The sequence below is a fragment of the Streptomyces sp. NPDC037203 genome (genome assembly GCF_055605065.1).
Map to the genome: position 1 here is coordinate 64,532 of NZ_JBVJUC010000010.1, position 20,416 is coordinate 84,947.

Annotated in this window: 21 protein-coding genes; 17 read left to right on the forward strand and 4 right to left on the reverse strand. The window is 73.2% G+C overall.

Annotated features, from left to right (window positions below; all coding sequences use genetic code 11):
- Positions 1-66: 66 nt before the first annotated feature.
- From ACZ7EC_RS25025 to ACZ7EC_RS25035, 3 genes are all read left to right on the forward strand, one after another.
- A complete protein-coding gene (locus tag ACZ7EC_RS25025) occupies positions 67-1,116 on the forward strand; it encodes a PP2C family protein-serine/threonine phosphatase (protein ID WP_471065871.1) in 1,050 nt (349 codons plus the stop codon).
- A 194-nt stretch (positions 1,117-1,310) separates the two neighbouring features.
- Positions 1,311-2,651 (forward strand): transcriptional regulator, encoded by a 1,341-nt coding sequence (locus ACZ7EC_RS25030; protein WP_471065873.1) that lies wholly within the window; start codon positions 1,311-1,313, stop codon positions 2,649-2,651.
- Positions 2,652-2,716: 65 nt separating this feature from the next.
- Positions 2,717-3,253, forward strand: coding sequence for an NUDIX hydrolase (locus ACZ7EC_RS25035; RefSeq protein ID WP_471065874.1), 537 nt, complete (start codon positions 2,717-2,719; stop codon positions 3,251-3,253).
- Here the strand turns inward: ACZ7EC_RS25035 and ACZ7EC_RS25040 are convergent.
- Together ACZ7EC_RS25040 and ACZ7EC_RS25045 are read right to left on the reverse strand one after the other, a co-directional pair.
- On the reverse strand, positions 3,250-3,510 hold the full coding sequence (locus ACZ7EC_RS25040) for a hypothetical protein (protein WP_471065875.1): 261 nt from the start codon (positions 3,508-3,510) through the stop codon (positions 3,250-3,252). The genes ACZ7EC_RS25035 and ACZ7EC_RS25040 overlap by 4 nt on opposite strands.
- Before the next feature lie 195 nt (positions 3,511-3,705).
- Positions 3,706-4,581, reverse strand: coding sequence for a 3-hydroxybutyryl-CoA dehydrogenase (locus ACZ7EC_RS25045; protein WP_471065877.1), 876 nt, complete (start codon positions 4,579-4,581; stop codon positions 3,706-3,708).
- A gap of 174 nt (positions 4,582-4,755) precedes the next feature.
- Here ACZ7EC_RS25045 and ACZ7EC_RS25050 point away from each other — a divergent pair, with 174 nt between their 5' ends.
- Complete coding sequence (locus ACZ7EC_RS25050; protein WP_471065879.1) at positions 4,756-6,066, forward strand: glycoside hydrolase family 10-like protein; 1,311 nt, start codon at positions 4,756-4,758, stop codon at positions 6,064-6,066.
- A gap of 41 nt (positions 6,067-6,107) precedes the next feature.
- Here the strand turns inward: ACZ7EC_RS25050 and ACZ7EC_RS25055 are convergent, their stop codons facing one another.
- Positions 6,108-6,305, reverse strand: a complete 198-nt coding sequence (locus ACZ7EC_RS25055; protein WP_471066196.1) for a DUF1918 domain-containing protein — start codon at positions 6,303-6,305, stop codon at positions 6,108-6,110.
- Between the two features lie 20 nt (positions 6,306-6,325).
- Positions 6,326-7,240 carry a DMT family transporter gene (locus ACZ7EC_RS25060; RefSeq protein WP_471065881.1) on the reverse strand — a complete coding sequence of 305 codons (915 nt, stop codon included), beginning with the start codon at positions 7,238-7,240 and terminating at the stop codon, positions 6,326-6,328.
- On the opposite strand from ACZ7EC_RS25060, the gene ACZ7EC_RS25065 reads away from it, so the two are divergent.
- From ACZ7EC_RS25065 to ACZ7EC_RS25125, 13 genes are all read left to right on the forward strand, one after another.
- The gene (locus ACZ7EC_RS25065; protein ID WP_471065883.1) at positions 7,239-8,672 is read left to right on the forward strand and encodes an aminotransferase-like domain-containing protein; all 1,434 of its coding nucleotides are present in this window, start codon (positions 7,239-7,241) and stop codon (positions 8,670-8,672) included. The genes ACZ7EC_RS25060 and ACZ7EC_RS25065 overlap by 2 nt on opposite strands.
- 69 nt (positions 8,673-8,741) lie before the next feature.
- Entirely contained in the window at positions 8,742-9,185 is a 444-nt protein-coding gene (locus ACZ7EC_RS25070) for a GNAT family N-acetyltransferase (protein ID WP_471065885.1), read from the forward strand.
- A 73-nt stretch (positions 9,186-9,258) separates the two neighbouring features.
- A complete protein-coding gene (locus ACZ7EC_RS25075) occupies positions 9,259-9,852 on the forward strand; it encodes a histidine phosphatase family protein (protein ID WP_471065886.1) in 594 nt (197 codons plus the stop codon).
- 221 nt (positions 9,853-10,073) lie between these two features.
- Positions 10,074-12,641, forward strand: coding sequence for a YfhO family protein (locus tag ACZ7EC_RS25080; RefSeq protein WP_471065888.1), 2,568 nt, complete (start codon positions 10,074-10,076; stop codon positions 12,639-12,641).
- A gap of 24 nt (positions 12,642-12,665) precedes the next feature.
- A complete protein-coding gene (locus tag ACZ7EC_RS25085) occupies positions 12,666-13,616 on the forward strand; it encodes a glycosyltransferase family 2 protein (protein ID WP_471065890.1) in 951 nt (316 codons plus the stop codon).
- Positions 13,613-14,005, forward strand: a complete 393-nt coding sequence (locus ACZ7EC_RS25090) for a GtrA family protein (protein WP_471065892.1) — start codon at positions 13,613-13,615, stop codon at positions 14,003-14,005. Before ACZ7EC_RS25085 ends, ACZ7EC_RS25090 begins: the two co-directional genes overlap by 4 nt.
- A gap of 115 nt (positions 14,006-14,120) precedes the next feature.
- The gene (argC, locus tag ACZ7EC_RS25095; protein WP_471065894.1) at positions 14,121-15,149 is read left to right on the forward strand and encodes an N-acetyl-gamma-glutamyl-phosphate reductase; all 1,029 of its coding nucleotides are present in this window, start codon (positions 14,121-14,123) and stop codon (positions 15,147-15,149) included.
- The gene (gene argJ, locus ACZ7EC_RS25100; protein WP_471065896.1) at positions 15,146-16,297 is read left to right on the forward strand and encodes a bifunctional glutamate N-acetyltransferase/amino-acid acetyltransferase ArgJ; all 1,152 of its coding nucleotides are present in this window, start codon (positions 15,146-15,148) and stop codon (positions 16,295-16,297) included. Before argC ends, argJ begins: the two co-directional genes overlap by 4 nt.
- A complete protein-coding gene (gene argB, locus ACZ7EC_RS25105) occupies positions 16,294-17,202 on the forward strand; it encodes an acetylglutamate kinase (RefSeq protein WP_471065898.1) in 909 nt (302 codons plus the stop codon). The genes argJ and argB overlap by 4 nt, the downstream gene beginning before the upstream one ends.
- Before the next feature lie 53 nt (positions 17,203-17,255).
- Positions 17,256-18,407, forward strand: a complete 1,152-nt coding sequence (locus tag ACZ7EC_RS25110) for an acetylornithine transaminase (RefSeq protein ID WP_471066198.1) — start codon at positions 17,256-17,258, stop codon at positions 18,405-18,407.
- Positions 18,408-18,414: 7 nt separating this feature from the next.
- A complete protein-coding gene (locus ACZ7EC_RS25115; RefSeq protein ID WP_471065900.1) occupies positions 18,415-18,960 on the forward strand; it encodes an arginine repressor in 546 nt (181 codons plus the stop codon).
- Between the two features lie 89 nt (positions 18,961-19,049).
- A complete protein-coding gene (locus ACZ7EC_RS25120) occupies positions 19,050-19,637 on the forward strand; it encodes an RNA polymerase sigma factor (protein WP_471065901.1) in 588 nt (195 codons plus the stop codon).
- A complete protein-coding gene (locus ACZ7EC_RS25125) occupies positions 19,627-20,409 on the forward strand; it encodes a zf-HC2 domain-containing protein (protein WP_471065902.1) in 783 nt (260 codons plus the stop codon). The genes ACZ7EC_RS25120 and ACZ7EC_RS25125 overlap by 11 nt, the downstream gene beginning before the upstream one ends.
- Positions 20,410-20,416 lie beyond the last annotated feature (7 nt).

Genomic DNA, 20,416 nt, shown 5'->3' on the forward strand with positions numbered 1-20,416 from the left:
AATCGGACCGGCCTTACGGGGTCGGTCCGGCTGCTCTGTCAGGGACTCTCCATGGGGGACAGAGGCATGATCCGCATCAAGGCACGGGCACCCACCGCGCGCGGCGCCGTGCTTCCCACGCTCTGGGGCGCGCTCGCGGTCGCCTACAGGTTCGGCTGCCCGCTTGCCACGCAGGAGCGGCTCGGCGCCCGCATCGCCGCCAGCGTCGTGTTCTTCGGCGTGGGCATCGGGCTGCTGGCCCATGTGCGGCGCTCCCTGCTGCGGGAGTTACGGCTCGCCCGGCGGGTGGCTCGGGTCGCGCAGGGTGTCGTACTGCGGCCGCCGCCCCCGCGGCTCGACGGACTCGGCGTCGCCGCCGCCCAGCTCTCCGCGGACCGGGGTGCGAGCGTCGGGGGCGATCTGTACGAGGCCATCGCCACCGAGCACGGGGTGCGGGTGGTGATGGGGGACGTACGCGGGCACGGGCTGGCCGCCCTCGGCACCGTCGCCGCCCTCCTCGGCAGCTTCCGTGAGGCCGCCCATGACGAGGCGCGGCTCGACGCGGTGCTGCGCAGGCTGGAGCGGGCGCTCGCCCGGCACCTGCGCGAACGCGCCCGCGCCGAACATCCTTCCACCGGTTGCCCGGCGGACCCCGACCACCCCGTCGCCGAGGAGTTCGTCACCGTCCTGCTGCTGGAGATCGGCCGGGACGGCACGCTGGGCGCTCTCAACTGCGGGCACCCCTGGCCCTACCGGCTCACCGGCACCACCGTCGAGCCCCTCTCCCGAGCCGAACCGCTGCCCCCGCTGGGCCCGTTCCCGCTCCCGGCGGACCTCGCCCCGCACCACTGCCCGCCGTTGCGGCCCGCCGAGTCGCTGGTCCTGTTCACCGACGGCGCCGAGGACGCGCGGGACGCACGGGGCCGCTTCTTCGCCCTGCCCGAGGCGCTGCGCACCGCCGTACGCGATCAACCCGCCTCTCCCCAGCGGGTGTTGCGCACCCTGTTCACCGCCCTGCTGCGGCACACCGGCGGCACCCCCACCGACGACGTGGCCCTCCTGGTGCTGCGCAACGAGCGGGGAGCGGCACCGATGGCGCGGGAACCGGCCCGGCCGGCCACCACCACGCACGGCTGATGGTTCCCGCCAGACCACCGCTGTAGGAGGGGGAGCCGGTGGCCTGGCGGGCCTCGCGAGGAGGACCACCAGTGAAGCCGCCCGGCCACGCTCCGCGACAGCGCGTGGGCGCCCCGGATACGGGCATTCCGTTCACACCCCGTGTGAAGGCGCACCCACTACGCTGACGGCATCAGGCACTCGGGGGTCATCCCATGCAGCCCAACACACTCCTTGACGCCATCCTGGACGAGGCGGGGATCTCGCACGCCGGTCTCGCCGCCCATGTGAACCAGGCGGGGCGCCGCCGGGGCCTCGCGCTCCGCTACGAACACACCGCCGTGGCCCGGTGGTTGAAGGGCCAGCGGCCGCGCGGCCAGGTGCCCGACCTGATCTGCGAGGTGCTGGCCGCCCGGCTGCACCGCCCGGTCACCCTGGACGACATCGGCCTCGGCGTGCCCGGCCGGCCCGGCAGCACGGCCGCCGGCACGCTGTCCGGCTTCGTGGAGCGGGCCACCGCCCTGTGGCGCTCCGACGAACAGCAGCGCCCCCATGTGCTGGGCGCCCCGGCCGTCACCGGCACGCCCGCCGTGATGCCCGTATGGGAGTGGGAGAACCCGCCGGAGGACACCGATGTCTCCCGCGGCGGCAGACACCTGGTCACGGCGGCCGACATCGAGACGCTGCGCGCGGCCCGCGCCCATTACGAGCAGATGTACCGCAAGGCCGGCGGCATCGCGACCCGCGCCCGCATCGTCGGCTTCCTCAACGCCGAGGCGGCACCGCTGCTGCGCGGCAGCTACACCGACGCCACCGGCCGCCAACTGCACCGCGCCACCGGCGGGCTGGTCGCCGTCGCCGGGATCTGCGCGTACGACTCCGACGCGCACGGACTCGCCCAGCGCTACTTCCACCAGGCGCTGCGGCTGGCCAAGGCCAGCGGGGACCGGGGCCTCGGTGCCTACGTCATAGCGCTGCTGGTCAACCAGTCGTTGTTCATGCGGGAGTTCCGACAGGCGGTCGCCTTCGCGGAGGCCGCGTTGCGCACCGCGGGCCGGCACATCACCCCCGCGCTCGCCTCCGACCTGTACGCGATGCAGGCCAAGGCGTACGCGCACCTGGGCGACGCGGCCGGCGCGCTCGCCTGCATCCGGCGCGCGGAGAGCGCCGCCGAACGCATCCGGCGCGGCCACGAACCCGACGAGACCGGCTATGTGCAGCCCGGCCTGGTCAATGTGCAGGTCGCCGAGGCGCTGCTCAGCCTGGGTGAACTCGCGGCCGCGCGGGAGCACGCGGCGGCCGCCGTGGACAACCCCGCGCACGACCGGGGGCGGGTGCACCGGCTGGCCATGCTCAGCACCATCGAACTGCGCCAGGGCAACGCGGAGAAGGCCGTGGTCACCGCCGTGCGGATGGCCGAGCAGGTGCGGGGCATGGAGTCCCAGCGGCTGCGCGACCGGCTGCGCGTGGTGCGTGAACACCTGGCGCGCTGCGGGTCGCCCGGCACCACCGAGGCCGCCGAACTCATCGACGGAGTGCTGCGCGTGCCCCTGTAGGCGCCCTGTGGGCGCGCCGCCGCTGCTGCGATATTGCCACCTACCTCCCGAAAGGTGGCAGAACCGTGCAGTGGACGAAACAGAACGAACAAAAGATCTATGAGAACCGCTGGTTCAGCGTCAATCTCGCGGATGTCGAGCTGCCCGACGGCCGGCATCTGGACCACTTCCTCATCCGGATGCGGCCGGTGGCCGTGGCCACGGTCGTCAACGAGGCCAACGAGGTCCTGCTGCTGTGGCGGCACCGCTTCATCACCGACAGCTGGGGCTGGGAACTGCCCGCGGGCGTCGTCGAGGACGGCGAGGACATCGCCCGCGCGGCCGCCAGGGAACTGGAGGAGGAGACCGGCTGGCGGCCGGGGCCCCTGCACCACCTGATGACGGTGGAGCCGTCCAACGGCCTCACCGACGCCCGGCACCACATCTACTGGTCCGACCGGGGCGAGTACCTCGGGCACCCCGTGGACGACTTCGAGTCGGACCGCCGGGAGTGGGTGCCCCTCAAGCTCGTCCCCGACCTGATCGCCCGTGGGGAGGTCCCGGCCGCCAACATGGCGGCCGCGTTACTGCTGCTGCACCACCTCAGGCTCGCCGAGGGCTAATGGACGCGCAGGGCCGACCAGATGGTCACCACGAGCGCGCCGAGCGCGGTCAGCGCGGCGAGCGAGGGCAGCGGCCAGCGCGCGTGTTCCAGCGAGACCATGCGGGAGTTCAGCTCGTCCAGCTCCTTGGCGGTCTCCTCGGTACGGTGACCGAGCAGGGCGAGACCGCCCTCGACGCGGGCGTAGGCCACGTCCAGCCGGCGCCGTAACTCTGCGAGTTCTCCATGGACCGCGGGATGCTCCGGATCGCCGGTCACGGGTCCACTCCTTTCCGTAGTCGAACGGGGGGTTCCGTACCCCCTTGCATGTGCATGAAGAGTGAACTCGCCTGGTGGTCGCGTGGGGAGCGTGTGTGGTGGACGTCTGCGGGCCCGGCGCGCACACGGTGTGTGAAACGGATGTGCCCGGCACCGATTCCGGTGCCGGGCACGTCTGTCGGTAGCTGAGGGTGATCAGCCGTAGGGGTAGAAGCCCGAGCCGGTCTTGCGGCCGAGCCGGCCGGCCTCGACCATGCGCTGGAGCAGCGGAGGAGCGGCGTACAGCGGCTCCTTGTACTCCGCGTACATCGAGTTGGCGATGGAGACGATGGTGTCCAGGCCGATCAGGTCGGACAGCTTCAGCGGGCCCATCGGGTGGGCGCAGCCCATCTCCATGCCGTTGTCGATGTCCTCGCGGCTGGCGATGCCCGACTCGAACATCCGGATCGCGGAGAGCAGGTAGGGCACGAGCAGCGCGTTCACCACGAAGCCGGAGCGGTCCTGGGCGCGGATGGCGTGCTTGCCGAGCGTCTTCTCGGCGAAGACCTGGGCCCGGCTGAGGGTGCCCTCGGAGGTGGTGAGCGCGGGGATCAGCTCGACCAGCTGCTGCACCGGGGCCGGGTTGAAGAAGTGGATGCCGACGACGTGGTCCGGGCGCGAGGTGGCGACCGCGAGCTTCACCAGCGGGATGGAGGAGGTGTTGGAGGCCAGGATCGCGTCCGGCCGGGTCACCACCTGGTCGAGGACCTGGAAGATCTCCGTCTTCACGGCCTCGCTCTCCACGACCGCCTCGATCACCAGGTCGCGGTCGGCGAACTCGCCGAGGTCCGTGGTGAAGCCGAGCCGCGACTGGGTGGCGTCCCGCTCCTCTTCGGAGATCTTGCCGCGCTCGGCCGCCTTGGACAGGGAGTTGTACAGCCGGGTACGGCCGATCTCCAGGGCCTCGCCGGTGGTCTCGGCGACCTTCACGTCCAGTCCCGCGCGGGCGCACACCTCGGCGATGCCCGCGCCCATCTGGCCGCAGCCCACGACTCCGACGCGCGCGATATCGCCCGATGGGATGCCTGTCACATCGTCCCCTTCGCTGTTCTCCGGCTTGGCTGGCAGACCTCCGGGTTTCGGCGCCTGCTCCGATCGTGCACGTTACCGCGAAGTATCGATGATCGATCGTGTGGGTGCGGGCATTCTTGGCCACGGAGACCTTCCGTGACCGTACAGATCCGCAACGTAAGGAAAAGTGGCCGAATGGGACCCCTCTCACGCCGGGATTTCGCCCTGGCGACGCTGTCCGCGCTGACCACGGCCGGGTGCGGTGCCGCGGCGACCGGGACCGCGGAGATCAGGCGGGGCGGGGGCGAGCGGTCCGGGGGCGGGCCGTCCGGGACCCGGGGGGCCACCGGCGCGCCCGGTGCCCGCGCGGTCACCGAGATGCGGGGCGTGTGGATGGCGACCGTCGAGAACCGGGACTGGCCCTCGCGGCCCGGTCTGACCGCTGCCGCGCAGGAGAAGGAGCTGACCGCCCACCTCGACCGGGCGGTGCGCGACCGGCTGAACACCGTGATCCTCCAGGTGCGGCCCACCGCCGACGCGCTGTGGCCCTCGCCGTACGAGCCCTGGTCGCAGTTCCTCACCGGCACCCAGGGCCGCGACCCCGGCTGGGACCCGCTGGGCACCGCCGTGCGCGAGGCCCACGCGCGGGGGCTCCAGCTGCACGCCTGGTTCAACCCGTACCGGATCGCGAACCACACCGATCCCGGTCTCCTCACGCCGGCCCACCCGGCGCGCGTCCACCCCGACTGGGCGGTGCCGTACGGCGGAAAGCTCTACTACAACCCCGGCCTGCCCGCCGTGCGCGCCTTCGTGCAGCGGGCGATGCTCGACGCGGTCGCCCGCTACCCGGTGGACGCGGTCCACTTCGACGACTACTTCTATCCCTACCCCGAGGACGGGGAGGCCTTCGCGGACGACGAGGCGTACGAGCGCTACCGCGGCGCCTTCACCAGCCGGGCCGACTGGCGCAGGGACAACATCGACCGGCTGGTCAGGGAGATGGCGGCCGGCATCAAGCGGGTGCGGCCCGGCACCCGGTTCGGGATCAGCCCCTTCGGGGTGTGGCGCAACGCGTCGACCGACCCGCGCGGCTCCGATACGGACGCGGGCGCGCAGACGTACGACGACCTGTACGCCGACACCCGCACCTGGGTCCGCGAGAACTGGATCGACTACATCGCGCCCCAGCTGTACTGGGAGATCGGCGCGAGCGGCGCGGACTACGGGACGCTGCTGGACTGGTGGGCGCGGGTCGCCGAGGGCAGCGGGACGCGGCTGTACATCGGCGAGGCGCTGTACCGGGCCGGGGCCGCGGGCGCGGACGGCCGGCCCGAGGCGTGGCAGGACCCGGCGGAGCTGTCCCGGCACCTCACGCTCGCCGCCCGCCGTCCGCAGGTGGGCGGGCACATCTTCTTCGCCGCCGGGGACGTGGCGAACGATCCGATCGGGGCGATGCGCCGCGTGGTCGCGGACCACTACACCCGACCGGCGAGCCCGCCCCGCTGAACCGCCGGACCGCTCGACCGCCGAACCGGCGGACGCCGTGCCTACCTCTGCCGGTCCTCGTGGTGCTTGACCTGGCAGTCGGGTCCCGGCGACATGATCGCCTCGTGCCCGTCCTCGAAACGGACCCGGTAGGGCGGACTGCCCTCCTGCCCCATCACCTCGACGACTTCGGACTCCTGGTCGTGTTGGCCGACCACCCTGCCGTGCTGGACAAGCCGGTCGCCCTTGGATGCGCGCATCTCCAGGCCCCTCTCAACGATCACGACCGCTGGGTGACGGCGATGCACACGAGCACGGCGACAGCGGTCAGGGGAGCGGCCGCCGTGAAGTGCTCGCCCAGCAGCAGCGCCGACCACACCAGTGTGAGCAGGGGCTGGGCCAACTGCAACTGGCTCGCCCTGGGCACCCCGATGGCCGCCATGCCCCGGTACCAGACGACCAGACCGAGGAACTGCGAACCCAGCGCCACCCAGAGCAGACCGGCGATCCCGTGCGCGGTCACGGTGAACGGCTCGTACCACAACGCCAGCGCGGCGGCCGGCAGGGTGAGCGGCAGGCACAGCACCAGCGCCCAGCCGATGACCTGCCAGCCCGGCATCTCGCGGGCCAGCAGCCCGCCCTCGGTGTATCCGGCCGCGCACACCAGCAGGGCAGCGAAGAGGCAGCCGTCGGCCGCGGTGAGCGCGCCCCCGCTCTGCACAGCCGTGAACGCCAGCACCGCCGCCGCACCCGCCACCGCCGCGAGCCAGAACCGGCGGGAGGGGCGGTGGCCGGTGCGCAGCGCCGAGCAGACGGCCGTGGTCAGCGGCAGCAGGCCGACCACGACGGCCGCGTGCGCGGTGGTGGAGGTGCGCAGCGCGAGCGTGGTCAGCGTCGGGAAGCCGAGCACCACGCCGAGCGCGACGACCGCGAGGCCGCGCAGCCGGCGCCGCTCGGGCGGCCGTACCTTCAGGGCCAGCAGGGCGCCGCCCGCGACCAGGGCCGCAAGGACGCTGCGCACGGTCACCAGCGTCCAGGGGCCGAAGCCCTCCAGGCCCCAGGCGGTGGCCGGGAAGGTGAGGGAGAAGGCGGCGACGCCGAGCGCGGCGAGCGCGGTGCCGAGCGCTTGGCGCTGCGCCGGGGGAGCGGTGACCGCTATCGGGCCGGAATCGATAGCGCTACTCTGTGTCTTCATGCAAGAGCGTAGCAGCGTGGGAGAACTGGCGGAAAAGCTGCGGCGAGAGCTGAACCGCTACTCACCAGGTGGAAAGCTGCCATCGAGCCGGGCGCTGGTCGAGCGGTTCCGGGTGAGCCCGGTGACCGTCTCGCGCGCGCTCGCCCGGCTGGCCGCCGAGGGACTGGTCGTCACCCGGCCCGGCGCGGGCGCCTTCCGGGCCCGGCCGCGCACCCCCGAGGCGCCGGCCGGGGACACCTCCTGGCAGGAGGTCGCGCTGAGCGCCGACGGCGCCGCCGACCTCGTACCGCGCACCGTGGACGCCACCGGGGTCACCGTCTCGCTGGCCGCCCCGCCGCCCGGCGTGCTGGAGTTCAACGGCGGCTATCCGCACCCCTCGCTCCAGCCCGAGCGGGCCATGGCGGCGGCGCTCGCCCGCGCGGGGCGGCGGCCCGGCGCCTGGGGGCGGCCACCGCTGGAGGGGCTGCCGGAGCTGCGCGAGTGGTTCGCCCGCGAGATCGGCGGCGCGGTCACCGCCGCCGGGGTGCTGATCGCGGCCGGCGGGCAGTCCGCACTGGCCACCGCGCTGCGCGCGCTCGCGCCGCCGGGTGCCCCGGTGCTGGTCGAGTCGCCCACCTACCCCGGCATGCTGGCCCTCGCCCGCGCGGGCGGACTGCGCCCGGTCCCGGTGCCGGTGGACCGCGACGGCGTCCGGCCCGAGCTGCTCGCGGACGCCTTCCGGGCCACCGGCGCCCGGCTGTTCGTCTGCCAGCCCCTCTTCCAGAACCCGACCGGCGCGGTCCTCGCCCCCGACCGGCGCGCCGAGGTGCTGGCCATCGCCCGCGCGGCCGGTGCCTTCGTGGTGGAGGACGACTTCGTACGACGCCTCGTGCACGCCGACGCGGGTCCGCTGCCCAACCCGCTGGCCGCCGACGACCCCGACGGCGTGGTGGTGCACGTCGGCTCGCTGACCAAGGCGACCTCGCCCAGCTTCCGGGTGAGTGCGCTCGCCGCGCACGGCCCGGTTCTCGAACGGCTGCGCGCGATCCAGGTGGTGGACTCCTTCTTCGTGCCCCGCCCGCTCCAGGAGGCCGCCCTCGAACTGGTCGGCTCACCGGCCTGGCCCCGCCATCTGCGGTCCCTGTCAGGTGAGTTGAAGGAACGCCGGGACGCCATGACGAGCGCGCTCGCGCTGCGCCTGCCCGAACTCGCCCTGCCGCACATCCCGTCCGGCGGCTACCACCTGTGGGCGCGGCTGCCGGAGGGCACCGACGACGACGCGTTCGGCGCCGCGGCCCTGCGCGCGGGCGTGGCCCTCACTCCGGGCCGCCCCTACTTCAGCGCCGAGCCCCCGGCGCCTTACGTGCGGTTGAGCTTCGCGGCGGTGGCGGGCCTCGGGGAGATCACGGAGGGGATGCGGCGGTTGCGGGCGGCCTGCGACGAGGTGCTGTAGCCGAACCCCGGTGTGCCGTACCGGAGTCGACGGCTCGCCTCCACGCCCCGGAGCTGCGACGATCAAAGGATGACTGCCACGTCCCGCCTCCGGCTTCCCGACGGCTACGAGTTCTCCGCCGACACCGACCGCGTCGATGTGGACCTGGTCCACCGCTGGCTGTCGGCCGACGCCTACTGGGCGAAGGGCCGCACCCGCGCGAAGCACGAGGAGGCCATGGCGTCCTCGATCAACTTCGGGGTCTACGACACGGCCTCCGGCGCGCAGGTCGCCTACGCGCGCGGGGTCACCGATCGGGCGCTGTTCGCCTGGCTCGCCGATGTGTACGTCGACCGCTCGGTGCGCGGCAAGGGCGTGGGCACCGCCTTCGTCGCCGCCGTCCGCGACCACCTGGCGGCGTTCGGCGTGCGCCGCATCCTGCTCTGTACCGAGGACGCGCACGGGGTGTACGAGACGGTCGGCTTCACACCGCTGGAACGCCCCGGCACCTGGATGGTCCACCGCTTCGAGTGAGCGGCCGCTCACCGCTGGTACCGCACCGGCGGGAAACCTTGACCGGCGTGCCGTGCGGCCCCACCATCACCGCATGCCACTGAGGGTGACGTTCGTCGCCGCCGCACGCAGTGCCCCGCTGCTCGCCGAGCGCTTCGACGACGACCGGCCGCTGGACCAGGCCGGCTGGGACGAGGTGCGGTGCGCCGCCGCCGAGCTGCTGCCGCTGGCCGCCGCCGAGCTGCGCTACTGCTCGCCGACCCGGCGCAGCCGCGCCACCGGCGACGCCCTGGGCTATGCCCCGCTGGCCCAGCTCGCGCTGCGCGACTGCGACATGGGGCGCTGGCGCGGGCTGACGCTCGGCGAGGCGATGGCACGGGAGCCGGCGGCGGTGGACGCCTGGCTCGCCGATCCGCGCGCGACCTCGCACGGCGGCGAATCCCTGCTCGACTTCGTCTCCCGCGTCGGCGGCTGGCTGGAGACCCGACCCGCCGACGACGGCACCCGGATCGTCGCGGTCGCCGAGCCCGCGGTGATCCGCGCGGCCCTCGTCTACGCCCTGAAGGCCCCGCCCGCCACCTACTGGAACCTCGACGTCCGCCCCCTGTCGACCACCACCCTCACCGGCCGCGGGCGCCACTGGAACCTCCGCTTCGAGGGCCCGGCCGCGCGGGAGGCCCGGTCTTAGGGGCCCGGTGCGGCACGCTCCGGAATAACACAGCACCTTGGAAACACCTCTGAATAACGTGCGGGAAAGGCCGTGTTTCCCGGCCGGACATCACATCCTCGATTTCCGGCCGGTGTTCGTCCGATAACGCATCGACTCCCGTCGAGGGCACAACCGTTCGGAATGCTCTCCCGTCTAAGTCGGCGAAATCCAAGGAGAATTCACAGGGGGCCTGCCGACCGATGGACCGTTCGACCGTGCCGCACGCCGGGCGCCGGGCCGCCGCGCTTCTCGCCGCTCTCCTCGCGGGTGTGGGGCTGTGCGCCGGAGATCTGCTGGCCGGCAGCTATCCCTTCGGCTCCCGCACCCGCAGCGTCAACGACCTGGGCAACCAGTACGTACCCCTGCACGCCCACCTCTGGGACCTGCTGCACGGCAGGGCGGACGGCGGGCTGCTGGTCGACTGGCAGTCCGGGTACGGCTCCAGCTTCCTGCCCGACCTCGGCACCTATCTCTCCAGCCCGTTCGCGCCGCTCGTCGCGGTCTTCCCCCGCGACCGGATCGACCTCGCGGTCTACGTGATCACCGTCCTGAAGATCGCGTGCGCCGCGGCGGCCATGGCCTGGCTGCTGCTGTGCCTGCGGCCCGGCCGCTGGTGGGCGGCGGGGCTGCTCGGGGCGTCGTACGCGCTGTGCGGCTGGACCCTCGCCGCGGACTACAACCCGATGTGGCTCGACGGGCTGATCGCACTGCCCCTGCTGTGCCTGGCCGGCGAATGGGCCCTCGCCGGACAGCGCCGGGTCCTCGGCGTGCTCCTCGTCGCGCTCGCCTGGAGCGCCAACTTCTACACCGCCTACATGGCCACCCTCGGCGCCGGACTCGTCCTGGTGGCACGGCTGCTGATCGCCCGCCCGCCGCTCGGGCAGGCGCTGCTCAGAGCCGGCCGCGCCGCGCTCACCGCCGTCCTCGGCATCGGCCTCGCCGCCCCCCTGCTCGCCGTCGTCTACCTCGGTACCAGGCACGCCTACCCCGGCCGCCTCGTGCGGTTCCACCCGGTCCCGGCCGAGAACCTGCTCGCCCGGCTGCTGCCCGCGACGTACGACTACAGCTCCCCGGCGCTCTACGTCGGCACCACCGCCCTGCTCCTCGCCCTCGCTCTGCCCTTCCACCGCGCCGTCCCCGCCCGCGTCCGCGCCTGCTGGACCGCGCTGCCGCTCGCGGTGGCCCTCTCCCTGCAATGGGCGCCCACCAGCCTCGCCTGGCACGCCTTCGCCATCCCCCAGGGCAGCTCCTACCGGCAGGCCTTCGTGCTGTGCGGGCTGCTGGTCATCGCCGCCTGGCACACACTGTCGTACGGCCCGCCGGCCTTGCCCGCCCTCGGCGCGGCCGCTGCCCTGCTCGCCGTGGCCACCGCCGCCGCGAGCCGCACGGACCTGGTGCACGCGCACACCTGGCCCGTGCTGCTGCTCGGCACCGGCGGCGCGCTCACCGGGCTCACCCTGCTGCGCCGCAGCGGGCAGCGGGGGCGGCTCGCCGTGCTGGCCGTGCTCGTACTGCTCGGCGCGCAGGCGGGGGAGAGCGCGGCCGGCGCCGCCGTGGCGAGCGGGCTGCGCCTCAAACACCTGGACGACTACGCGCCCTGGGGCGAGCGGCAGCGGCTCCAGGCCGCCGCGATCGCCCGCGCCGACGGCTGGCCCCGCTACCGCACCGACCCCGGCCGCGAACAGACCGTCGCCAACGACCCGATGGCGGTCGGCGGCCAGGGCGCCGCCTACTACAGCAGCCTCACCTCCGACGTCCTGACCCGCACCCTCACCGCCCTCGGCGGCGGCTGGACCTCGGGCGGCCGGGCCGTGCAGAGCCTCGACAACGCCGTCACGGACGTGATCTTCTCCGTCGGCGCACGGGTGCACAGCCCGCCCGACCCGCACCGGACCCGGCTGCCCGGTGACACCGCCGCGCCGACCGTCACCCGGCGGGACGTGCCGCCCCTGGTGACCGTGCGCACCGCCCCCGACGCCACGCCCTTCGGCCCGTCGCCGTACCGCAACCAGGAGTTGCTGCTCGGCAGTCGCGTCTACACCGTGCCCCGCAGCAGCGTGCGCGGCGACGACGGGACGCCGGTCCCCGGCCGCCGGGTCGGCTCCGGGGACGCGCTGACCGGGCCGGTGATCACCGCCCGCTGCCCGGCCGGCACCCAGATCTACCTGGCCGCCCCGGACTTCTCCGGCACCGCGCGGCTGGACGGGGACACGAACGCTCCCGCCCGGTTCCACGCCGACCGCGGGCGCGCCCTGGCCGCCATGGCGCCCCTGGGCCGCGCCCCCGACTCCGGGCGGGTACGGATCGACCTGGTCCCCGACCGGCCCGGCCGCATTCCGCCCGGAGCCGTCGGCTGCCTGGACACCGCCCGGCTGGGCGCCGCCGCCGCCCGCCTCAAGGCCACCGGCGCCACCTCGGTCACCGTCGCGGACGGCACCGTACGCGCCCGGCTCCCCGCCCACAGCAAGGGGCTCGCCGTCCTCGCCGCGCCCCGGATCGCCGGCTGGCGCTGCGCCGCCGGGCATGGCCCCGCCCGCCCCGCCCGGCAGTACCACGGCCTGATCGCCGTCCCCCTGGACGGCACCGAGACCACCCTGACCTGCACCTTCCGCCCGCCCGGCCACCGGCTGGGCACGGCCGTCGGCCTCGCCTCGCTCGCTGTGCTCCTGCTGCTCACCGCCGCGACCGCCGTCCGCCGCCGACGCACCCCGCCGCCCGCCCCGACCACACCACCGGCACCGCGCGAGCGCGTGGCCGCCGCGTCCTGACCGCGCTCCTGGGGGACATCCGTCATGCTGATATCGATCGTCGCGCCCTGCTACAACGAGGAAGCCGTCCTGGAACGCTTCCACGAAGCCGTCCAGAAGGCCGCCGACGACCTGCTGCCGCTCGGCCACGACATGGAGTTCGTGTACGTCGACGACGGCAGCCGCGACCGCACCCTCGCCCTGCTGGAAGACCTCGCAGGCCGCGACCCGCGGGTGCGTTACGTCTCCTTCAGCCGCAACTTCGGCAAGGAAGCGGCCCTGCTGGCCGGACTGCGGCACGCCTCCGGCGACTCGGTCGTCGTCATGGACGCCGACCTCCAGCACCCGCCCGAGCTGATCGCCCGCATGGTCCGGCTGCGCGAACAGGGCTACGACCAGGTCATCGCCCGCCGCACCCGCACCGGCGACCGCCGCACCCGCACCCTCACCGCCCGCCTCTACTACCGTCTCGTCAACCGCCTGGTCGACGTCGAACTCGTGGACGGCGTGGGCGATTTCCGGCTGCTGTCCCGCCGGGTGGTGGACGCGGTGCTCGGCCTGACCGAGTACAACCGCTTCTCCAAGGGCCTGTTCGCCTGGGTCGGCTTCCCCAGCACCACCTTCGCGTACGAGAACGCGGTGCGCGAGGCCGGCAGCAGCTCCTGGAGCCTGCGCGGACTGCTCGACTACGGCCTCGACGGCGTCCTCTCCTTCAACAACCGCCCGCTGCGCGCGGCCCTCTGGCTGGGCGTCGGCCTGCTGCTGTGCGCCGGGCTCTACACCGCCTGGATCGTGGTCGCCGCGCTGCTGCACGGGGTGCAGACGCCCGGCTATGTCACCATCATCACCGCGGTCACCGCCCTCGCCGGTGTACAGATGGTCATGCTGGGAGTGATCGGGGAGTACACCGGACGCATCTACTACGAGGTGAAGGGCCGCCCGCACTTCCTGGTGAAGGCGACCAATGTGGAACGGACGAAGGATCTCATTCCTTGATAGCGCGACAGATCGTCACCTTCGCCGTGGTCGGCGTGCTCAACACGGCCGTGTATTACGGCCTTTACCTGCTGTTCCTCGTCCGGTTGCCCTATCTCGCCGCGCATGTCCTCGCCTTCGCGCTGAGCATGGTCGGTTCTTTTTTCCTCAATGCGCGGTTCACCTACCGCATCCGCCCGACCTGGCGGAAATTCCTGCTGTTCCCGCTGACCAACGCCGCGAATTTCGTGATCACCACGGCGGGGGTGTACGTGATCGTGGACGTGCTGCGCGCCGGAAGCCGCTTCGCCCCCCTGCTCGCCTCGGCGGCGGCGATCCCCGTCACCTTCGTGGTCTCCCGCTGGATCATGCTGCCGGGCACCGCACCGCGGCTGGCGGCCGAGAAGTGAGCGGCCGCCCTCGCAGGCGCCAAGGAGCCCGCGGTGGAGAGGCCATTCCCTCCGCATACTCATTGCATAAACGTGCATAGATGCGTATAGTCATGCCATCCAGAGGAGGACGGACATGGCGGTACGTGCGGCGGTTGCCGGAGCGAGCGGGTACGCGGGCGGAGAGGTCCTGCGGCTGCTCCTCGCGCACCCCGAGGTCGAGATCGGAACCCTGACCGGGAACTCCAACGCCGGGCAGCGGCTCGGGGCGCTCCAGCCGCATCTGTGGCCGCTGGCCGACCGGGTGCTGGCCGCGACCACGGCCGACGCCCTCGCCGGGCACGACGTGGTCTTCCTCGCGCTGCCGCACGGACAGTCCGCCGCCGTCGCCGAGCAGCTCGGCCCGGACGTGCTGGTGATCGACATGGGCGCCGACTTCCGGCTGGCGGACGCGGCCGACTGGGAGAAGTTCTACGGCTCCCCGCACGCCGGCACCTGGCCCTACGGCCTGCCCGAGCTCCCCGGCGCCCGCGCCGCCCTCACCGGCACCAGGCGGATCGCCGTACCCGGCTGCTACCCCACCGCCGCGACCCTCGCCCTCTTCCCGGCGTACGCGGCGCGGATCGCCGAGCCCGAGGCCGTGATCGTCGCCGCCTCCGGCACCTCGGGCGCGGGCAAGGCACCCAAGCCGCACCTGCTGGGCAGCGAGGTCATGGGCAGCATGTCGCCGTACGGCGTCGGCGGCGGCCACCGGCACACCCCCGAGATGATCCAGAACCTCGGCGCGGTCGCGGGGGAGCCGGTCACCGTCTCCTTCACCCCGACCCTCGCCCCGATGCCCCGCGGCATCCTCGCCACGTGCAGCGCCAGGGCCCGCGACGGAGTGGGGGCGCAGGCGGTGCGCGCCGCGTACGAGAAGGCGTACGCCGAGGAGCCCTTCGTCCGCCTGCTGCCCGAGGGCCAGTGGCCCGCGACGGCCGCCGTCCACGGCTCGAACGCCGTTCAGGTGCAGGTCGCGTACGACGAGGCCGCGGGCCGCATCATCGCCATCAGCGCCATCGACAACCTGACCAAGGGCACCGCCGGCGGTGCCGTCCAGAGCATGAACCTCGCCCTCGGTCTCGCCGAGACCACCGGGCTTTCCACGATCGGAGTCGCACCGTGAGCGTCACGGCAGCCAAGGGATTCCGGGCGGCGGGCATCGCCGCCGGGATCAAGCAAAACGGCAACCCCGACCTGGCCCTCGTGGTCAACGACGGGCCCCGCCGGGCCGCCGCCGGCGTCTTCACCGCCAACCGCGTCAAGGCCGCGCCGGTGCTGTGGTCCGAGCAGGTCATGAAGGCCGGCCAGGTCTCCGCCGTCGTCCTCAACTCCGGTGGGGCCAACGCCTGTACGGGCCCCCAGGGCTTCCAGGACACCCACGCCACCGCCGAGAAGGCGGGCGAGGCGCTGGGGCGCGGCGCCATCGAGGTCGCCGTCTGCTCCACCGGCCTCATCGGCGTCCCGCTGCCCATGGACAAGCTGCTCCCCGGCATCGAGACCGCCGCCGCCCAGCTGTCCGAGCACGGCGGCGAGAAGGCCGCCATCGCCATCAAGACCACCGACACCGTGCACAAGACCTCCGTGGCGACCGGGGACGGCTGGACCGTCGGCGGCATGGCCAAGGGCGCCGGCATGCTCGCCCCCGGCCTCGCCACCATGCTGGTCGTGCTCACCACCGACGCCGACGTGGACGGTGCCACCCTGGACAAGGTCCTGCGCGCCGCCTCCAGGGTCACCTTCGACCGCGTCGACTCCGACGGCTGCATGTCCACCAACGACACCGTGCTGCTGCTCTCCTCCGGCGCCTCCGGGGTCACCCCCGATCCGGACGCCTTCGCCGAGGCCGTACGGCAGGTCTGCGACGACCTCGGCCGCCAGCTCATCGGCGACGCCGAGGGCGCCAGCAAGGACATCAAGGTCGAGGTCGTGGGCGCGGCCAGTGAGGCGGACGCCGTCGAGGTGGGCCGTTCCATCGCCCGGAACAACCTCCTCAAGTGCGCCATCCACGGCGAGGACCCCAACTGGGGCCGCGTCCTGTCCGCGATCGGCACCACGAGCGCCGCCTTCGAGCCCGACCAGCTCAACGTCGCCATCAACGGCGTCTGGGTGTGCAAGAACGGCGCCGTCGGCGAGGACCGCGACCTGGTCGACATGCGCTACCGCGAGGTCCACATCGTGGCCGACCTGTCCGCCGGCACCGAGACCGCGACGATCTGGACCAACGACCTGACCGCCGACTACGTCCACGAGAACAGCGCCTACTCCTCATGACCACGACCCGCAAGCACACGGCCCTGCCCAAGGCGCAGATCCTCGTCGAGGCGCTGCCCTGGCTGACCCGGCACCACGGAAAGATCGTCGTCATCAAGTTCGGCGGCAACGCCATGGTGGACGAGGAGCTGAAGGCCGCCTTCGCCCAGGACGTCGTCTTCCTGCGGCACGCCGGGCTCAAGCCGGTCGTGGTGCACGGCGGCGGCCCCCAGATCAGCGCCGCCCTCGACCGGCACGGCATCGTCAGCGAGTTCAAGGCCGGCCTGCGGGTCACCACCGCCGAGGCCATGGACGTCGTACGGATGGTGCTGGCCGGACAGGTGCAGCGCGAACTGGTCGGCCTGCTCAACCAGCACGGCCCGCTCGCCGTCGGCCTCACCGGCGAGGACGCCCACACCATCACCGCCACCCGCCATCTGCCCGAGATCGACGGAGAGTTGGTCGACATCGGGCGCGTCGGCGAGATCACCGCGATCGACACCGGCGCCATCGAGGCCCTGCTCGCCGACGGCCGCATCCCGGTCGTCTCCTCCATCGCCCGGAGCCAGGACGACGGTCATGTCTACAACGTCAATGCTGATACGGCGGCTGCGGCACTCGCTGCGGCCCTTGGCGCCGAAACCCTCATGGTTCTCACCGATGTCGAGGGCCTCTACGAGGACTGGCCGCACTCCGACGAGGTGATCAGCCGCCTCACCGCGACCCAACTGGAAAAGCTGCTGCCGGAGTTGAGCTCCGGCATGGTCCCGAAGATGCAGGGCTGCCTGCACGCCGTGCGCGGCGGCGTGCACACCGCCCGCGTCATCGACGGCCGGGTGCAGCACTCCATCCTGCTGGAGATCTTCACCGACGAGGGCATCGGCACCATGGTCGTGCCCGACGAGCCCGCAAAGGACGCATCGTGACGGGGAATCAGACGGGTAACCAGGACCTGGCGCAGCGCTGGCAGGGCGCGCTCATGAACAACTACGGCACCCCCCGTCTGCCGCTGGTGCGCGGCGAGGGCGCCACCGTGTGGGACGCCGAGGGCCGCGCGTACACCGACTTCGTCGGCGGCATCGCCACCAACGCGCTCGGCCACGCCCACCCCGCGATCGTGGCCGCCGTCAGCCGGCAGATCGCCTCCCTGGGCCATGTCTCCAACCTGTTCATGGCCGAGCCGCCCATCGCGCTGGCCGAACGGCTGCTCCAGCTGTTCGGCCGCGAGGGCCGGGTGTTCTTCTGCAACTCCGGCGCCGAGGCCAACGAGGCCGCCTTCAAGATCGGCCGGCTCACCGGGCGCACCCATGTCGTCGCCACCGAGGGCGGCTTCCACGGCCGTACGATGGGCGCCCTCGCGCTCACCGGGCAGCCCGCCAAGCAGGACCCCTTCCGGCCGCTGCCGGGCGAGGTCACCCACGTCCCCTACGGCGACGCCCAGGCCCTGGCCGCGGCCGTCACCGCGGACACCGCCCTGGTGATCATCGAGCCGATCCAGGGCGAGAACGGCGTCGTGGTGCCCCCGCCCGGCTATCTCAAGGCGGCCCGCGCCATCACCGCCGCCACCGGTGCCCTGCTGGTCCTGGACGAGGTGCAGACCGGCGTCGGCCGCACCGGCACCTGGTTCGCCTACCAGGCCCACGAGGGCGTGCTGCCCGACGTCGTCACCCTCGCCAAGCAGCTCGGCGGCGGCCTCCCGCTCGGCGCCACCGTCGCCTTCGGCCGCGCCGCCGACCTGCTCCAGCCCGGCCAGCACGGCACGACCTTCGGCGGCAACCCCGTCGCCTGCGCCGCCGGCCTCGCCGTCCTCGACACCATCGAGGGCGAGGGACTGCTGGAGAACGTGAAGCGGCAGGGCGAGCGGCTGCGCGACGGCATCGAGGCGCTGGGCCACCCCCTGGTCGACCATGTCCGGGGTGCGGGCCTGCTCCTGGGTATCGTGCTCACCGGGCCGCGCGCGCACCAGGTGCAGCAGGCGGCCCAGGAGGCCGGGTTCCTGGTGAACGCCCCCGCCCCCGACGTCGTACGGCTCATGCCTCCGCTGAACCTGCGCGACGACGAGGCGGGTGCCTTGCTCCAGGCGCTGCCCGGCATCCTCGACGCAGGCGGGGACGGACGATCCGGAGAATGAGACGACGATGAGCCAGGCGCAGGAGCACGAGCAGCAGACAGGTGCCGGGCCCGCCGTGCCGCAGACCCGCACCGCACGGCACCGCCGGATCGTGGACATCCTCAACCGGGAACCGGTCCGCTCGCAGAGCCAGCTCGCCAAGCTGCTCGCCGACGACGGGCTCAGCGTCACCCAGGCGACGCTGAGCCGGGATCTCGACGAGCTGAACGCGGTCAAGATCCGCAACAACGACGGCGACCTCATCTACGCCGTGCCCAGCGAGGGCGGCTTCCGCACCCCGCGCGCACCGCTCGGCGAGTCCGCCAAGGAGGAGCGGATGCGGCGCCTGTCCCAGGAGCTGCTGATCTCCGCGGAGGCCTCGGCCAACCTGGTCGTGCTGCGCACCCCGCCGGGCGCCGCCCAGTTCCTCGCCTCGGCCATCGACCAGGCCGAACTGCACGACATCCTCGGCACCATCGCGGGCGACGACACCCTGCTGCTGATCAGCCGCGACCCGACCGGCGGCCAGGCGCTCGCGGACCATCTGCTCAGGCTCGCGCAGAACGGCCACTGAGCCGGGTCCCGACCGGCATGCGGGGCCCGGCCAGCCGGCGGAGAATGGAAGCGGCAATCTCCCCGTGGCCGTCGGCCGTATGAAGAGGTGTGTCGGGTTTGCGGTTCCCCGTGGGGCGCCTCCCGGACGAGGCTCTGCTGTCCGGGCTGGCCACCGGAGACCAGGAGCTGGCCGTCGTCTTCGTACGGCGTTTCCAGCACCGGGTCTTCGGCGTCGCCATGGCCGTCACCGGGGACCGCCAGCTCGCCGAGGACGTCGCCCAGCAGACGTTCGAACGCGCGTGGCGGCACGCGCAGATCTACGACTCGCGCCGTGGCTCGGTCACCACCTGGCTGACCACGATCGCGCACAACCTGGCCATCGACGCCGTACGCGCCCGGCGCACCGAGCCGGTGGCCCCCGAGGACCTCGACGCCCTGCTCGGCACCGTCACCGAGACCCCCGAGCGGTGGGCGCTGGCCGACGAGGCATCCGCCCGGCTGCGGGCCGCCGTCTCCCGGCTGCCCCGCGAGCAGGCGCGGGCCCTGATGATGGCCGGCGTCTACGGAATGACCGCCCAGCAGGTCGCCGACACGGAACAGATCCCGCTGGGCACCGCCAAGACGCGCATCAGGGCGGCGATGGGCAAACTGCGCACCACCCTGTCGGCTCCGGAGCGAGGCGGCCATGTCCAGTGACGCGAACTGCGAGAAGACGCGCGAGATCGGCGCCGAGCTGGCGCTGGGCGTGCTGCCCGGACGCGAGCGCGCGGAGGCGATCGCCCATCTGGACACCTGCGCGGACTGCCGGGAGTTCGTCCGCCAGCTGACCCTGGTCGGCGACCGGCTGATCGGACTGCTGCCCTGCCAGGAGCCGCCGCTGGGCTTCGAGACGCGGGTGGCGCGCAGCCTCGCCCAGCAGGCGGCCGCGGGCGGGCACGCCACACGCCCCCCGGTCCTCACGGTCCTGCGCGGGCGGGCGCGCCGCTCCCGGATCCGGCTCGGGGCGGCCGCGGCCGGTCTCGCGGTGGTCGCCGGGTTCGCCGGCTGGGGCATCGGCACCGCCGTGGAGACGGTCACCGCCTCGCCCCCGCACACCATGGAGTCCGAGCCCATGCTGGTCGGGGACATGACCGCGAACTCGGCCGGCGGGTCGTCCATCGGCGAGGTCTACGCCCATCCCGGCAGCCCCGGCTGGATCTTCGTCTCCGTCGACCTGGCCGGGCACGGCAGCGCGTACACCGGCCGGGTCAGCTGTGTGCTGGAGCGTTCCGACGGCACGACCGTGCGGGTGGGCGACTTCACCGTGCGCGACGGGCAGGGCCACTGGGGAGCGCAGGTGCCCGTCGACGCGGACGCGGTCAACGGTGCCCGGCTGACCTCCGCCGACGGCACGGTCCTCGCCCGCGCCCACCTCCAGACCGGGCATGTGCTGACACGGGAGCCCCATGTGCCGTCCCAGCTGACGTGACGGCCGG

What these genes read in the sequence shown, in the direction of transcription:
- ACZ7EC_RS25025 (WP_471065871.1), top strand. Translation starts at nt 67, where the DNA reads ATGATCCGCATCAAGGCACGGGCACCCACCGCGCGCGGCGCCGTGCTT.
- ACZ7EC_RS25030 (WP_471065873.1), top strand. Translation starts at nt 1,311, where the DNA reads ATGCAGCCCAACACACTCCTTGACGCCATCCTGGACGAGGCGGGGATC.
- ACZ7EC_RS25050 (WP_471065879.1), top strand. Translation starts at nt 4,756, where the DNA reads ATGGGACCCCTCTCACGCCGGGATTTCGCCCTGGCGACGCTGTCCGCG.
- ACZ7EC_RS25055 (WP_471066196.1), bottom strand. Translation starts at nt 6,305, where the DNA reads ATGCGCGCATCCAAGGGCGACCGGCTTGTCCAGCACGGCAGGGTGGTC.
- ACZ7EC_RS25065 (WP_471065883.1), top strand. Translation starts at nt 7,239, where the DNA reads ATGCAAGAGCGTAGCAGCGTGGGAGAACTGGCGGAAAAGCTGCGGCGA.
- ACZ7EC_RS25060 (WP_471065881.1), bottom strand. Translation starts at nt 7,240, where the DNA reads ATGAAGACACAGAGTAGCGCTATCGATTCCGGCCCGATAGCGGTCACC.
- ACZ7EC_RS25070 (WP_471065885.1), top strand. Translation starts at nt 8,742, where the DNA reads ATGACTGCCACGTCCCGCCTCCGGCTTCCCGACGGCTACGAGTTCTCC.
- ACZ7EC_RS25075 (WP_471065886.1), top strand. Translation starts at nt 9,259, where the DNA reads ATGCCACTGAGGGTGACGTTCGTCGCCGCCGCACGCAGTGCCCCGCTG.
- ACZ7EC_RS25080 (WP_471065888.1), top strand. Translation starts at nt 10,074, where the DNA reads ATGGACCGTTCGACCGTGCCGCACGCCGGGCGCCGGGCCGCCGCGCTT.
- ACZ7EC_RS25085 (WP_471065890.1), top strand. Translation starts at nt 12,666, where the DNA reads ATGCTGATATCGATCGTCGCGCCCTGCTACAACGAGGAAGCCGTCCTG.
- argC (WP_471065894.1), top strand. Translation starts at nt 14,121, where the DNA reads ATGGCGGTACGTGCGGCGGTTGCCGGAGCGAGCGGGTACGCGGGCGGA.
- argB (WP_471065898.1), top strand. Translation starts at nt 16,294, where the DNA reads ATGACCACGACCCGCAAGCACACGGCCCTGCCCAAGGCGCAGATCCTC.
- ACZ7EC_RS25110 (WP_471066198.1), top strand. Translation starts at nt 17,256, where the DNA reads ATGAACAACTACGGCACCCCCCGTCTGCCGCTGGTGCGCGGCGAGGGC.
- ACZ7EC_RS25115 (WP_471065900.1), top strand. Translation starts at nt 18,415, where the DNA reads ATGAGCCAGGCGCAGGAGCACGAGCAGCAGACAGGTGCCGGGCCCGCC.
- ACZ7EC_RS25125 (WP_471065902.1), top strand. Translation starts at nt 19,627, where the DNA reads ATGTCCAGTGACGCGAACTGCGAGAAGACGCGCGAGATCGGCGCCGAG.